This window comes from Streptomyces sp. NPDC048275, assembly GCF_040652275.1.
In the GTDB taxonomy this organism is placed as follows: Bacteria; Actinomycetota; Actinomycetes; order Streptomycetales; family Streptomycetaceae; genus Streptomyces.
In genome coordinates, this window is sequence record NZ_JBEZLR010000024.1 from 93,275 (window position 1) to 106,520 (window position 13,246).

Sequence of the window (13,246 nt, forward strand, 5' to 3'; positions counted from 1 at the left end):
GCGTCCCTCCCCAAGCGGCCGTCAATTTACCCGCAGCACAGGGGAATTGGGGATGCTCTGGGAAAGGCGCGCACTTGCCGGGCGTAGCCGAATCTTCCGCAATCCGAGCGCGCGGGTCGATCACGACGGGGCCGCGGTACGGGGGGCTCCTACCCGCGCCCCAGGATCACCGTTCCCGACGAGCAGAACCAGCCCCCCGTACCGGAGGCCACGGCGAGCGCGGGCAGGGCGCCGTCGGACCTGCGTACCTGCCGCTCGCCCGCCTCCCCGCGCAGCTGCCGAACCGCTTCCACGAGAAGGAACAGTCCCCGCATGCCCGGGTGCTGGGCCGAAAGGCCGCCGCCGTCGGTGTTCACCGGCAGCTCCCCGCCCACCAGCAGCCGCCCCTTCTCCACGAATGCTCCGCCCTCACCCTTCGCGCAGAAGCCCAGATCCTCCAGCGTCACCAGCGTCATGTAGGTGAAGGCGTCATAGATCTCGGCGATGTCGATGTCGTCCGGCCGCACCCCCGCCCGCTCGAAGGCGATCCGTCCGCTGACCGCCGCCGGGGACACCGTGAAGTCGTGCCACTCGGACATGGTGGCGTGGGAGACGTGCTCTCCGGTGCCGAGGACCCAGACGGGGGCGGTCCGGCAGTCCCGTACGTACTCCTCGGCCGCCAGCAGGACCGCCGCGCCGCCGTCGGAGCGGATGCAGCAGTGCAGCTTGGTGAAGGGGTCGGCGATCATCGGGCCGGACAGGACGTCGTCGACCGTGATCGGGTCGCGGAACATCGCGTCCGGGTTCGCTCCGGCGTTCGCGCGGGCCTGGACCGCGACCGAGGCGAGCTGCTCGAGCGTCGTGCCGTACTGGTGCATGTGGCGGCGCGCGGCCATCGCGTACTTGGCGATCAGCGTGTGACCGTACGGGACCTCGAACTGGAGCGGCCCCCGGGCGCCGAAGGACAGGTTGCCGGTGCGGCGGCCCGCCTTGATGTCCGCGCGGGCCGTCGAGCCGTATACGAGCAGTACGGCGTTCGCGCGGCCGGCCGCGATCGCGTCCGCCGCGTGGGCCGTCATGACCTCCCAGGTGGCGCCGCCGACCGAGGTGGAGTCGACCCAGGTGGGGCGCAGGCCCAGGTACTCGGCCACCTCGACCGGGGGCAGCGTGCCGAGGCCCGCCGAAGCGAAGCCGTCGACCAGCGATCGGTCGAGTCCGGCGTCCGCCAGTGCGCGGCGGGCGGCCTGGGCGTGCAGGGCGTAGGGGGTCGCGTCGTCCACCCGGCCGCAGTCGGAGAGGGATATGCCGACCACGGCGACTTTCCGGCTCCCTGGAGTCATGAATCTGACGGTACATCAGATGAAGCGAACGGGATGCGTGAACGTCCTGTGCGCCGCCCTGGGCATCTGCTCCTTCGCGCGCTCTAATATGACGGACCGTCAGATCGGGAGGAGCCCCGCCCATGGACGCCCGCCTCACCGCCGAACAGGACGAGATCCGCCGCACCTTGCGGGAGTTGCTGCTCAAGCGCTGCGGTCCGGAGGAGTTGCGGGCCGCCGCACGGACCCCCACCGGACATGATCCGGGACTGTGGGACGCGCTCGCGCACCAGCTCGGACTGCCGGGGATCGCCCTCCCCGAGACGTACGGCGGAGTCGGCTGCTCGACCACCGAACTCGCCCTCGCCTGCGAGGAGTCGGGACGCTTCCTCGCCCCCTCGCCTCTCCTCTCCACGGCGGTACTCGCCGCCCCGCTGCTCCTCGCCCTCGGCACCGACACCCAGCGCGCCGACCTGCTGCCCCGGATCGCCTCCGGTGCCCTGACCGCGGCCCTCGCCGTCCCCGGCGCCGGGCTCGCCACCGCCCTCGGCCTGGTCGGCGACAACCACGGCGACTGGGCGGGCGGCGGTCGCGCCGGCGGCGTACAGGCCAGGCGGGACGGGGACGGGTGGCGGTTGTACGGGCAGGTGGAGCAGGTGCTCGACGGACACGGCGCGGGGCTGCTCGTGGTGGCGGCGCACACGGGCGGCTTCACCCGGTCGCGGACGCTGCTGTTCCTCGTGACGGAGGGCGCCGCGGGTCTCGTACGGGCGCGGCAGACGTCGTTGGACGAGACGCGCACGCAGGCACGGGTTCAACTACGGAATGTCAGAGCCGAGTTGCTGGGACGGGAGGACGGTGACGTGCTCGGCGCGCTCGCCTCCGTCGGGGACACGGCCGCCGCCGTACTCGCCACGGAGGCCGTGGGCGCCGCCGACCGCGCGCTGGAGCGGACCGTCGAATACGTACGGCAGCGGGAGCAGTTCGGGCGGGCGATCGGATCCTTCCAGGCGGTGAAGCATCGGCTGGCGGATGTGTATGTGGGCGTGCAGGCGGCGCGCTCGGCGGCGTACTACGCGGCGTGGGCGTGCGGTACGGGCGGCGAGCGAGTGGGCGGGCTCGCGCTCGCCCAGGCCCTGGAGGCGCTGCGTACGGCCGCTTCCGAGGGCATCCAGCTGCACGGCGGCATCGGCTTCACCTGGGAACACGAGGCCCATCTGTACTTCAAGCGGGCGGCCGGCGACGAACTGCTCTTCGGGCCGGTGCACCGGCTGCGGGCGTACGCGGCCGACGCGGCGCGGCTCTTCGACACCGGCGCTGAGGAGGTGGCGGTCTGATGGCCCGAGGAAAGGTCCCCGGAGTCCGGCTGGTGCAGAAGGTGTCCTCCACCCGGACCTTCGCACGGATCGCCCCGCATCTCATCCCCGCCCTCGATCGCGTCGTGCACCGGCTGACCCGCGGAAAGGTACTGCTCAGCGCACAGATGCTGCCGGGGGTGGTCCTCACCGCACGCGGCGCCCGCAGCGGGCTGGCGCGGCGTACTCCGCTGGCCTGCATGCCCGAGAGCCCGGGGGAGTCCGGTGACGCGGCGGTGGTGAGCTGGATCCTCGTCGGCTCCAACTTCGGCCGCGCCGATCACCCGGCCTGGACCGCCAATCTCCTCGCGCATCCGGACGCCGAGGTCAGCTGGAAGGGCGAGGACATCGCCGTAACCGCTCATCTTCTGGAAGGGGAGGAGCGGGACGCGGCGTGGAAGGCGGTGCTGGCGTTCTGGCCGCCGTACGCCACGTACCAGGCGCGGATCGACCGGGAGATCCGGCTGTTCCGGATCGTGCGACGCCGCCGGCCCGCGTAGGGCCTGTCTGACAATTCCCGCCTGCCGCGCGGCGTCTGGCACGCACTCCCCCACTGCCTTAAGGGCGTGGGAGGTGCCCCCAGCCGCGTTGCCGAAGCGCCCACGTGACTCCGCCACGAGGGCGCTCCGGCGCCTTGCGATCGCACGCACCAGACGCCGCGCGGCCCGCCCTGCGGGCGGACGACGGGAATTGTCAGACAGGCCCTGGCGCAGCGCGCGGCAGTCCACACCGGTGGACTGCCGTGCGCATGACAGGAGTTGGGGTAAGAGGCTGGGGCAGGAGAAATAAGCGCGCGCTACTTCGTCGGCTTCTTGCCGGTCACGCCGAGGTGGACCAACAGGGCCAGATTCGGCTTGAGTTCAGCCTGCTTGACGCCCCAGGTCTGGAAGCCCTTCTGGTGCGAGGCCACCGCCGCGAGCATCGCGACGAGGGAACCGGCCATCGCAGCGGGGTTCACGTCCTTGTCGATCTTCCCCTTGGCCTGGAGCTCGGTGACCGTGTTCGTAAGGGAGTTGTTCACCGAGTTCAGGATCTTCATGCGGATCTTGTAGAACCGCTTGTCGCCCTCGGCGGCGCCCAGGTCCACGACGCGGAGGATCGCGTCGTTCTTCCGCCAGAACTCGAGGAATCCGTCGACGAGTTCCTGCGCGGTCTGCCAGCCGGCCTTGCCGACCCATGAGCGCCCTTCGAGCAACTGGGTCAACCCGGCGCCCTCCGCGGCCATTTGCTCGGCGATCTCCAGGACGGCGCCCTCGACGTCCGGAAAGTACTGGTAAAAAGTCGCCGGTGAAGTGCCCGCCTTCCGGGCGACATCAATGACTTTGACGTCCCGGTAAGGCGAGGAGCTGAGCATCTCGCTGAGGCAGTCGAGCAGCTTCTGCCTGGTCGCCTGCCCACGCCGTCCGGCCACGCGGCCGTCGACGGTACGCACTTGTCCTGTCATGCCGTCAGCTTACCGAGGGGTGATCGGAGCGCGATTCGGCCGACTGCAAATGGGGTGCGCGGCTGCACGGCGGGGGTTGCGAGGCGTGCTACGGGGGTGCGAGGCGTCCTACGGGGAGTGGTGCGGCAGCGCCACGGCGAGTGGTGTGGGCGATGCGGCTGCTCTGCGGGATGCGTGCGGGACCGTTAACTTGGCCGCATGGCCGATTCAGCCGTTTTCCGCGAAGGTGTTCCCTGCTGGGTCGAGGCGCAGCTGTCCGACGTTGCCGCGGGCAGGCGCTTCTACGGTGAGCTCTTCGGCTGGACCTTCTGCGCGGGGTCCGGCGAGGAGACCGGCGCCGACGAGGGGTACGGACCGTCCGTATGGGCGCGTCATCACGGTGAGCCCGTCGCCGCACTCGTCCCCAAGCGGGACGGTCGGATGCCCACTGTCTGGACGGTGTATTTCGCGACCCCGGACGCCGCCGCACTGGCGCGCGCGATCCGGGTGGCGGGCGGACAGGTGATCACTGCGCCCACCCAGGTCGGCTCCTTCGGTACGACGGTCCTCGCGGCGGACCCCGAGGGCGCCGTCTTCGGCCTCTGGCAGGCCGGTACGCACCCCGGCTTCGGCAAGCGGCACGAGCCGGGCTCCTTCTGCTGGGCGGAGCTGTACGCCCGGGACACGGCGGCCGTCGACCAGTTCTACGGCACCCTCTTCCACGACGTCCTCTTCGGTCCCGAAGCCTCCCCCGACTTCGGCCGCGCAACGGTCTCCGGGGTCTTCCCGGCCGAGATGCCGCCGCATTTCGTCGTCCACTTCGGTGTCGAGGACTGTGACGCGGTACTCGGTACGGTGAACCGGCTCGGCGGCCGGGTCCAGGTGCCTCCCTTCGACACCTCGTACGGAAGAGCGGCTGTTGTCACGGACAATCAAGGGGCGTCGTTCGCCGTGCTTCAGCGGTGAGTCGTCGTAGCCGGTGAGGGGATGACGTCGGGGGCGTCGTCGGCGGGTTGTCGGGGGTGTCGTCGGGGGCGTCGTTATATCCCGTGACACCCCGATCCGCCCCCGGGTTCGCAACCGGTGGCTCGGACAGGAAGAATCGGGGTGCGTGCCGCCATGGCGGTGCGGTGGTGAGACGCTGCACGGGGCCGCGTTCATACGTGGATGACGTGGCTCGTACGGGGAGGTGGCAGGCAAGTGGTGGATCAGCTGACGCAGCACGATCCGCGGCGGATCGGGCCGTTCGAGGTGCTGGGACGGCTGGGTGCCGGCGGCATGGGGCTGGTCTATCTCGCGCGCTCGGCTTCAGGCCGGCGGGTGGCGATCAAGACGGTCAGGACGGAGCTCGCCGAGGACCAGCTGTTCCGGGTCCGCTTCACGCGGGAGGTGGAGGCGGCCCGGGCCGTCTCCGGCTTCTACACGGCCGCGGTCGTCGACGCCGACCCGCGCGCGGCGGTGCCGTGGCTCGCCACCGCGTACGTGCCGGCGCCCTCGCTCGAGGAAATAGTGACCGAGTGCGGGCCGATGCCGGCCCAGGCGGTCCGCTGGCTCGCGGCGGGCGTCGCCGAGGCGCTGCAGTCCATCCACGGCGCGGGCCTGGTCCACCGTGACCTGAAACCCTCGAACGTCCTCGTCGTCGAGGACGGGCCGCGGGTCATCGACTTCGGTATCGCGTCCGGCGTATCGAACACCCGTCTGACGATGACGAACGTCGCCGTCGGTACGCCCGCCTACATGTCGCCCGAACAGGCGAAGGACTCGCGCAGCGTGACCGGCGCGAGCGACGTGTTCTCGCTGGGCTCCATGCTGGTCTTCGCCGCCACCGGGCACGCCCCCTTCCACGGGGCCAACCCGGTCGAGACGGTCTTCATGCTGCTCAGGGAGGGCCCGGACCTCGAGGGACTCCCCGACGAGCTGAGGCCGCTGATCGAGTCCTGTATGCAGATGGAGGCGACCGGCCGCCCCAACCCCGCCGACCTCCAGGCCCAGCTGGCCCCCCACCTCTTCGGCTCCGGCTCCGACGACAGCGGTACGGCTTCGGCGTGGCTGCCCGAGCGGGCGGTGGGCCTGATCGAGTCGCGCCGTGGGAGCCGTCCGCCGGTGATGCCGCAGACCGGGGGTCGGAGTGGTGGGGGGCGCGCGGTCGTGCCTCCCCCTCCCCCGCACGCCCCCCCTCCCCCGCACGCCCCCGCGCCCGTCGGGCCGCCCGACGCGGGTCCGGTGCGGCTGGCCACTGCCCAGGTGCCCATCGGCCCCGGGCCGCGCGTCGCCAACGCCCGCGCCGCCGCCGTCAAGGCACCTCCTCCGGAGGCGGGCCTCACTGCCTCCTGGTCCCGGCCGCGCGCCGGCGTCAACGGCGCCGATTCCGCGACCGGCGTCGTGCCGCCCACCCCCGCCCCGGAATCGCCGTCCGGCTGGCGGCCGTGGCGTTTCCGCATGTCGAACGACGTCTGGGGGAAGGCCTCCGTCGCGGGCGACCTCGTCTACGTCACCTCCTTCGAGGTCCACGCGCTGGACGTGGCCACCGGCCGGCGCCGCTTCAAGACGCGGGACGTGGCCTGGTCGATGACGGTGGCGGACGGACGTATCCACGCCTCCGACGGGCCTACGCTCTTCGCGCTGGACGCCCGGGAGGGCGGCGACCTCTGGCGCCTTTCCACGGATGCCTGGGTGTACTCCCTCAAGGCAGACCGCGGGACGGTGGTCACCGGCACGCGCGGTGGCGGCGTCCAGACCTGGGAGGCCTCCACCGGTCAGAAGCTCTGGGAGATCACCGGCGCCCAGACCGACTTCGAGTCCCCGGAGGCAGGGCCCGCCCTCCACGACGGCACGGTGTTCATCTGGAAGGACGCCCGGCTGAGCGCCCTGGAGGCCCGTACGGGGGATGAGCGCTGGTCGTATCCGATCGGCGACGCGGCGTCGTGCGGCGGCGTGCCGGTGCGGATCGCTCAGGCGGCCGACGGATGCGTGTACGTCTCCGCGGGCACCCGGGTCCTCGCCATCGATGTCGCGAGCGGGCAGGTCCGCTGGCACTTCGAGGCGCCGGCGGTCTTCCTCAGCCCGCCGACGTTCGTACCGGGGCCCGCGGTCACGGGCGGCGGCGTGTACCTCGCCGACTACCTCGGCACGGTGTACGCCCTCGACGCGACGGACGGGCGCGACCGCTGGCGCATCGCCACCGAGTCCCGTGCCTCGATCGACCCCGTCCTTGTCGCCGCCGGGCACGTCCATGTCGGCAGCGGCAAGGGTCTCTACACGCTCGACGCCGTGACCGGCACGCCCAAGTGGCGCTTCCAGGCGGGCGGCGACCTCGTCGGCGCTCCCGTCGTCGCCGAGGGCCGGATCCACTTCGGCTCCACCGACCATCTCCTTTACACCCTCAAGGCGGACGACGGCCGCCTGCGGTGGAAGCTGGCCACCGGCGGTGAGATCACCGGGGCGCCGGTCGTCAAGGACGGTGTGGTGTACGCGTGCAGCAAGGACCGATGCGTGTACGCGCTGGACGCGGAGAAGGGAACGGGGACGGCCCGGACGACGTAAGGGTTTCTCGCCCCCGCCGCCCCTACCCGTCCCGTCCCCGGGGGCTCCGCCCCCGGACCCCCGGCAGGTTGTTGTTTTGCTGCCGGGCGGTGGGGGCTGGGCGCGCCCACGCGGCGGAGCCGCACAATGTCACAGCCCCGCGCCCCTGGGTATCTCAGCCCGTCCGGCGTTTGAGGACGAGGCCGTTCAGGCCGAAGCGGGGGTCTGGGGGCGGCAGCCCCCAGGGGACGGGAATGGGTAGGGGCGGCGGGGGCGAGAACACCTGCCGGCCCGGGTGGGCTCACCGCACTCGAAACCCGTTCGACCGCCGCGTCGCGAACAGTTCCGCCTGCCGTTCCAACGGCAGATTGCCGAGCGAGATGAGCTGCGCCGCCTGCGCGAAGGCATGCGCCCGCGCCCCCTCGTGCGCCGTCCACAGCGCTCGCACGGTCCCCTGCACACCCTCCGGCGGACAAGCCGCGATCACGGTGGCAGACCGCACGGCCGCATCCAACGCACCCCCACGCGGCGTGAGTTCGGACACCAGCCCGATGTCGTAGGCACGCCGCGCGGAGATCCGCTCGGCGGTCCCCATGAGAGCCATCCGCGCCGCCTCCCCGTACGGCATCCGGTGCGCCGTGTAGACGGACTCGTACGCGCTGACCATGCCGTACGTCGTGTGCGGATCGAAGAAGGTGGCGGTCTCGTCGGCGACGATGAACTCCGCCTCTCCCAGCAGATAGAAGGCGCCTCCGCAGGCCATCCCGTGCACGGCGGCGATGACGGGCTTCCAGAGGTCGTTGGCCTTCGGGCCGATGCCGAGGAGCGGATCGTCCACCATGTAGGGGGAGGCGGGCTGCGCAACCTCGACGCCGCGGTCGAGCCCGGTGCAGAAGGCCCGCTCGCCCGCCCCGGTGACGACCACGGCCCGTACGGAGTCGTCAAACCTGAACGCCCGCCAGGCAGCGGCGAGTTCAGCCGCCAGTCCGACATCGATCGCGTTGAGCTTTTCGGGCCGGTCGAGGGTGAGGACGGCGACACCGGTGTCCTTGTCGGAGGCGATCCGCAAACCCTCGCTCATGATCGCTCCAGGACCCACTGCGGCAGCCCCTCGGCGCTGAACACGACCCGCACCCGACCGCCGATGCGAATCCGGTCCACCGGAAGCGAGTTCAGCGGCGCGTCCGGCCCGGTGACCAGGTTGCCGACGAGACGGATGTGCGGGGCCTCGGCCAGTTCGACGACGACCGCGTTGTACGGCGCCAGCGCCGCGTAGGCCGGCAGGAGCGGCGGGTGCGGGACGACGTACGACCAGACGCGGCCCTGGCCGCTCATCAGCCGCCATTCGCAGCTGAAGGACTGGCAGTGGGGACAGCAGGGGCGGGGCGGGAAGCGGAGTTCGCCGCAGTCGGCGCACGCCTGGATTCTGAGCTCGCCCTGGGCGGCGTACCCCCAGAAGGGTGCGCCGTCGTCGTCGACGAGCGGGGAGAGAAGGGTTTCCGGGGATTGCGGCATGTCAGTTCCTCAACTCCTGAGCAGGATCGCGGAGGTGGGGACTCCCTCCCCCGCCGTGACCAGGCAGGTGGCGGCCCCCGGGACCTGGGCGGTACTCGTGCCCCGCAACTGCTTCACGCCCTCGGTGATGAGGTTGAAGCCGTGCACGTACGCCTCGCTGAGCCCGCCGCCCCCCGTATTGAGGGGCAGCCGCCCCCCGATCTCCAGTGTGCCGCCCTCCGTGAAGGCGGCACCTTCCCCGCGCCCGCAGAAGCCGTACCCCTCCAGCGAGAGCGGTATGAGGGGCGTGAACGCGTCGTAGATCTGCGCCACGTCCACGTCCTCCGGCGTGAAGTCGGCGTGCTTCCAGAGGTGTCGGGCGGCGGCCCACGCGGGGCCGGTGAGGGGGTCGTCGTTCCAGTAGTTGACCATGCCGTGGTGCTGGGCGGGCAGACCCTGGGCGGCGGAGTGGACGTACACGGGCCGCCGCCGGCAGTCCCGCGCCCGCTCGGCCGACACGACGACGCACGCCAACGCCCCGTCCGTCTCGAGGCAGTTGTCGAAGAGGCAGAGAGGTTCGCTGATCCAGCGGGAGGTCATGTACATCTCGCGGGTCAGCGGCCGCTCGTACATCATCGCGGCGGGGTTCTGGTTGGCCCTGTTCCGGCAGGCGAGGGCGACGTTGAAGAGGTGATCCCGTGTCGCGCCGTACTCGTGCATGTAGCGGCGGGCCAGCATGCCGATCTCGTCGGCCGGTCTGAGGAGTCCGAACGGGCGGGTCCACTGGGCCGGGGTGGGGAGTTGGGCGGCGGTGTTCTTCCACGGCCGTGGCCCGGACCCCCTTTTCCGTGACCGCCAGGCCACGCCCACCGTCGCCTGTCCGGCGGCGATGGCCGCGGCGAGGTGCGCGACGGTGGCGCACGAACCGCCCCCTCCGTACCCCACTTTGCTGAAGAAGCTGAGGTCGCCGAACCCGACGGCCTTCGCCACCTCCACCTCGTCCGTCTCCTCCATGGTGAAGGAGGCGAGCCCGTCGACCTCCGCGGGCGCTATTCCGGCGTCGTCGAGGGCGGCGAGGATCGCCCGACAGGCCAAGGTCTTCTCGGGCTCGGGGAGTTGCTTGGCGAAGGGGGTCTGTCCGATGCCGACGATGGCGGTCGCGTCCTTGATCCCCGGCATGGGTCCACCTCCGCACAAGTCCCCTACTGCTGACAGGTCGTCAGGCTACAGCTAATCTGACGGTCAGTCAGGTAGGCGTCCTTCGGCGGGAGGCGGGCGATGCGCGGAGACCTGGAATGGGGCAGCATCCCGGGACTGGTACGGGCGGCAGCGACGCGCTTCGCGGACCACGAGGCGGTCGTCGAGGGCCGTACGCGCATCTCGTACGGCGAGTTGGGTGCCCGAGTGGAACGCGCGGCGGCGGCCACCATCGCCAGCGGGGTACGGCTGGGCGACCGGGTCGCCATCTGGGCCCCGAACACGCTGGACTGGATCGTCTCCGCCCTGGGCGCGGTGTCGGCGGGGGCGGTCCTGGTCCCGCTGAACACGCGCTTCAAGGGGACGGAAGCGGCGTACGTACTGGCCCGCAGCCGGGCTCGGCTGCTGTTCGTGACGGGCACCTTCCTGGGCACGTCGTACGTGGCGTCGCTGCGGCGGGCCGCGGGGGAGGGGGGCGGCGCGGGCCCTCTCCCCGGCCTCCCGCACCTCGACCAGGTGGTCGTGCTCTCGGACGACGCCCCCGCCGACTTCCGTACCTGGAAGGACTTCCTGGCGGGCGGGGAGGGGGTGGGAGCGGCCGAGGTACGGGAGCGGGAGGCCGCCCTCTCCGGGGCCTCCCCCTCCGACATCGTCTTCACGTCCGGGACGACGGGCCGCCCCAAGGGCGCGGTGATCACCCACGCGCAGACCCTGCGCGGCTACGCGATCTGGAGCGAGCTCGCGGGCCTGCGCGAGGGCGACCGCTACCTGATCGTGAACCCCTTCTTCCACACCTTCGGCTACAAGGCGGGCATCGTGGCCTGCCTGATGCGCGGCGCGACGATGGTCCCGCAACCGGTGTTCAACGTCGACACGGTCCTCGCGAACGTGGCCTCGGAACGGATATCGGTCCTCCCGGGCCCGCCCACCCTCCACCAGTCCCTGCTGGACCACCCCTCCCGGGACGCGCACGACCTCTCCGCGCTGCGGCTCGTCGTGACGGGCGCGGCCGTGGTCCCCCTCCGCCTCGTGGAACGCCTGAAGTCGGAGCTGAAGATCGAAACGGTCCTGACGGCGTACGGGCTGTCGGAGGCGAGCGGCATCGTCACGATGTGCCGCCGGGGAGACGCCCCGACGGTGATCGCCTCGACGTCGGGGCGGGCGATCCCGGACACGGAGGTACGGGTGGTGGGGCCCTCGGGAGTCCCGGTCGAGGCCGGCTCCCCCGGGGAGATCCTGGTCCGCGGCTACAACGTCATGCAGGGCTATTTCGAGGACGCGGAGGCGACGGCCGCCGTCCTGGGAGCGGACGGCTGGCTGCGGACGGGAGATGTGGGGGTGCTGGACGCGGCCGGGAACCTCCGTATCACCGACCGCATCAAGGACATGTTCATCGTCGGGGGCTTCAACGCCTACCCCGCCGAGATCGAGCAGCTGCTCGGCCTGCATCCGGATGTGGCCGACGTCGCGGTGATCGGCGTACCGGACGGACGCCTCGGCGAGGTCGGCAAGGCGTACGTGGTCCGCCGGCCGGGGTCCGTGGTCACCGGCGACGACCTGATCGCCTGGTCGCGTCGCGAGATGGCGAACTACAAGGTGCCCAGGGTGGTGGAGTTCGTGGGCGAGCTGCCTCGGAACGCGAGTGGGAAGGTGGTGAAGGGGGAGTTGCGGTCGCAGGCTTCCTGAACTGAGCTTTTACGAGCGCAGCGCCGCCGCCGACTCCACCAGGCCGTCCTTCTCAAGGCGGGCCAGGACGTCCTCCGGGGAACCCGGTGGGTTGCGCCATGAGTCGGCGATCTGCTGGACCGCGGCGAAGACGGTCTGGCGGTCCAGTCCGATCTGGTCCATCACGAAGTCGTCGGGGTGTTTGGCCGCGATGCACCACGGCTCAAGAGCCTCGGCCGGAAAGTCCGTGAGGTTTCTGGTGACCACGACCTGCGCGCGGGACTTGATGGCCGCGGCCAGGATGTGGCGGTCGTCGGGGTCGGGGAGGCTGACGGCCTCAATGAGTGGTTCGTGGCCGACCACCAGGCCGTCCCTGATGGCTCGCTTCATTAGCTGGCGCGTCCTGTCGAGACGCGCCGAGTCGAGGTCGGGGCGATTGGTCTTCAGATTGACGAAGACCTCATCAAGGATCTGGTCGGTCCACTTGGCCTGCACCATTCCGCTCTGGCTATGCGGATCAACAGGTCGCGCAGAGTGCTCGGATACAGAACACACGCGTCGTAGACCACCACGAAGGCCATGTGTCAGATCAGCCCCATCTCCTGGTTGAGCGCCGTGAGTTCGTCAGCGGCTTCCCGCCGTGCCTGATCGTCACGGCGGCGGTAGTCCAGGAGAGACTCGGCCCGGACCCGTCGATGTGTCCCGACGGTCCGGTACTCGATCTCTCCCGAGTTCAGAAGGCCGATCAGGAAGGGGCGCGACACGTTCAGCAGGTCGGCTGCCTGCTGGGTGGTGAGTTCCGCGTGCGCCGGGACCACGGACACGGCGCGACCTGCCGCCATGTGCGCGAGCACGGTGGCGAGGAGCTCGACGGCACCGCGGGGCAGGAGCAGCTCTTCCTTCTCTCCGCCCTCGGCCGTCGCAGTGATCATGTCTTCGCCTTCGTGCTCGGCGAGGTACTTCTTCACATGGCGCAGTGCGCGGGCAGCGGCTTCCGCCTCTTCGAGGCCGTCCGGCCCGTGCCGGTGAACGGTGGGCGTTGACATGCGGGCACCTCCTTGACAGCTGACCCCATAATCGAAGTATCCGAAACAAGCGAAGCGAACGCAACAGGATGAGGGCTGGAACTGCTCACCATGGAGTGCGCACAAGGTCGAATTAGCTCGATCGTGTGATCGTCCGCTTGCGGGCTTGCGGGCTTGCGGGCTTGCGGTGCCCTGGGCTGATCGGGCTAACGTGATCGTGCGACCTGGGACACCGGGTACGGCGTCAGCGTGCGGGGCCCCTGCTCC

General features: G+C 70.9%; 12 protein-coding genes. 5 read left to right on the plus strand and 7 right to left on the minus strand.

Annotated features, from left to right (window positions below; translation table 11 throughout):
* Window positions 1-149: 149 nt before the first annotated feature.
* Window positions 150-1,319, minus strand: a complete 1,170-nt coding sequence (locus AB0D57_RS17170) for an acetyl-CoA acetyltransferase (RefSeq protein ID WP_362072561.1) — start codon at window positions 1,317-1,319, stop codon at window positions 150-152.
* Between the two features lie 122 nt (window positions 1,320-1,441).
* On the opposite strand from AB0D57_RS17170, the gene AB0D57_RS17175 reads away from it, so the two are divergent.
* Window positions 1,442-2,635, plus strand: coding sequence for an acyl-CoA dehydrogenase family protein (locus AB0D57_RS17175; protein ID WP_362072564.1), 1,194 nt, complete (start codon window positions 1,442-1,444; stop codon window positions 2,633-2,635).
* Window positions 2,635-3,153 (plus strand): nitroreductase family deazaflavin-dependent oxidoreductase, encoded by a 519-nt coding sequence (locus AB0D57_RS17180; RefSeq protein WP_362072567.1) that lies wholly within the window; start codon window positions 2,635-2,637, stop codon window positions 3,151-3,153. The genes AB0D57_RS17175 and AB0D57_RS17180 overlap by 1 nt, the downstream gene beginning before the upstream one ends.
* Before the next feature lie 296 nt (window positions 3,154-3,449).
* Here the strand turns inward: AB0D57_RS17180 and AB0D57_RS17185 are convergent, their stop codons facing one another.
* Window positions 3,450-4,097, minus strand: coding sequence for a TetR family transcriptional regulator (locus tag AB0D57_RS17185; protein ID WP_362072570.1), 648 nt, complete (start codon window positions 4,095-4,097; stop codon window positions 3,450-3,452).
* A 198-nt stretch (window positions 4,098-4,295) separates the two neighbouring features.
* Here AB0D57_RS17185 and AB0D57_RS17190 point away from each other — a divergent pair, with 198 nt between their 5' ends.
* Together AB0D57_RS17190 and AB0D57_RS17195 are read left to right on the plus strand one after the other, a co-directional pair.
* On the plus strand, window positions 4,296-5,042 hold the full coding sequence (locus AB0D57_RS17190) for a VOC family protein (RefSeq protein WP_362072573.1): 747 nt from the start codon (window positions 4,296-4,298) through the stop codon (window positions 5,040-5,042).
* A gap of 234 nt (window positions 5,043-5,276) precedes the next feature.
* Window positions 5,277-7,619: a serine/threonine-protein kinase gene (locus AB0D57_RS17195; protein ID WP_362072576.1), complete on the plus strand. Its 2,343-nt coding sequence runs from the start codon at window positions 5,277-5,279 to the stop codon at window positions 7,617-7,619.
* A 280-nt stretch (window positions 7,620-7,899) separates the two neighbouring features.
* Here AB0D57_RS17195 and AB0D57_RS17200 read toward each other — a convergent pair whose 3' ends face one another.
* Genes AB0D57_RS17200 through AB0D57_RS17210 form a run of 3 tightly spaced genes read right to left on the minus strand, consistent with a single transcriptional unit; the run spans window position 7,900 to window position 10,271 of the window.
* Entirely contained in the window at window positions 7,900-8,679 is a 780-nt protein-coding gene (locus tag AB0D57_RS17200; RefSeq protein WP_362072579.1) for an enoyl-CoA hydratase/isomerase family protein, read from the minus strand.
* Window positions 8,676-9,113: an OB-fold domain-containing protein gene (locus AB0D57_RS17205; protein ID WP_362072582.1), complete on the minus strand. Its 438-nt coding sequence runs from the start codon at window positions 9,111-9,113 to the stop codon at window positions 8,676-8,678. Before AB0D57_RS17205 ends, AB0D57_RS17200 begins: the two co-directional genes overlap by 4 nt.
* A 9-nt stretch (window positions 9,114-9,122) precedes the next feature.
* The gene (locus AB0D57_RS17210; RefSeq protein ID WP_362072585.1) at window positions 9,123-10,271 is read right to left on the minus strand and encodes a lipid-transfer protein; all 1,149 of its coding nucleotides are present in this window, start codon (window positions 10,269-10,271) and stop codon (window positions 9,123-9,125) included.
* Between the two features lie 99 nt (window positions 10,272-10,370).
* Between AB0D57_RS17210 and AB0D57_RS17215 the strand changes: the two genes are divergently transcribed.
* The gene (locus AB0D57_RS17215) at window positions 10,371-11,975 is read left to right on the plus strand and encodes a FadD3 family acyl-CoA ligase (RefSeq protein WP_362072588.1); all 1,605 of its coding nucleotides are present in this window, start codon (window positions 10,371-10,373) and stop codon (window positions 11,973-11,975) included.
* A gap of 9 nt (window positions 11,976-11,984) precedes the next feature.
* Here the strand turns inward: AB0D57_RS17215 and AB0D57_RS17220 are convergent, their stop codons facing one another.
* Both AB0D57_RS17220 and AB0D57_RS17225 read right to left on the minus strand, forming a co-directional pair.
* A complete protein-coding gene (locus AB0D57_RS17220) occupies window positions 11,985-12,452 on the minus strand; it encodes a PIN domain-containing protein (protein ID WP_362072591.1) in 468 nt (155 codons plus the stop codon).
* Between the two features lie 86 nt (window positions 12,453-12,538).
* Window positions 12,539-13,000 carry a helix-turn-helix domain-containing protein gene (locus AB0D57_RS17225; protein ID WP_362072594.1) on the minus strand — a complete coding sequence of 154 codons (462 nt, stop codon included), beginning with the start codon at window positions 12,998-13,000 and terminating at the stop codon, window positions 12,539-12,541.
* Window positions 13,001-13,246: the final 246 nt, after the last annotated feature.

What these genes read in the sequence shown, in the direction of transcription:
- AB0D57_RS17180 (WP_362072567.1), top strand. Translation starts at nt 2,635, where the DNA reads ATGGCCCGAGGAAAGGTCCCCGGAGTCCGGCTGGTGCAGAAGGTGTCC.
- AB0D57_RS17175 (WP_362072564.1), top strand. Translation starts at nt 1,442, where the DNA reads ATGGACGCCCGCCTCACCGCCGAACAGGACGAGATCCGCCGCACCTTG.
- AB0D57_RS17210 (WP_362072585.1), bottom strand. Translation starts at nt 10,271, where the DNA reads ATGCCGGGGATCAAGGACGCGACCGCCATCGTCGGCATCGGACAGACC.
- AB0D57_RS17185 (WP_362072570.1), bottom strand. Translation starts at nt 4,097, where the DNA reads ATGACAGGACAAGTGCGTACCGTCGACGGCCGCGTGGCCGGACGGCGT.
- AB0D57_RS17220 (WP_362072591.1), bottom strand. Translation starts at nt 12,452, where the DNA reads ATGGTGCAGGCCAAGTGGACCGACCAGATCCTTGATGAGGTCTTCGTC.
- AB0D57_RS17205 (WP_362072582.1), bottom strand. Translation starts at nt 9,113, where the DNA reads ATGCCGCAATCCCCGGAAACCCTTCTCTCCCCGCTCGTCGACGACGAC.
- AB0D57_RS17225 (WP_362072594.1), bottom strand. Translation starts at nt 13,000, where the DNA reads ATGTCAACGCCCACCGTTCACCGGCACGGGCCGGACGGCCTCGAAGAG.
- AB0D57_RS17200 (WP_362072579.1), bottom strand. Translation starts at nt 8,679, where the DNA reads ATGAGCGAGGGTTTGCGGATCGCCTCCGACAAGGACACCGGTGTCGCC.
- AB0D57_RS17215 (WP_362072588.1), top strand. Translation starts at nt 10,371, where the DNA reads ATGCGCGGAGACCTGGAATGGGGCAGCATCCCGGGACTGGTACGGGCG.
- AB0D57_RS17170 (WP_362072561.1), bottom strand. Translation starts at nt 1,319, where the DNA reads ATGACTCCAGGGAGCCGGAAAGTCGCCGTGGTCGGCATATCCCTCTCC.
- AB0D57_RS17190 (WP_362072573.1), top strand. Translation starts at nt 4,296, where the DNA reads ATGGCCGATTCAGCCGTTTTCCGCGAAGGTGTTCCCTGCTGGGTCGAG.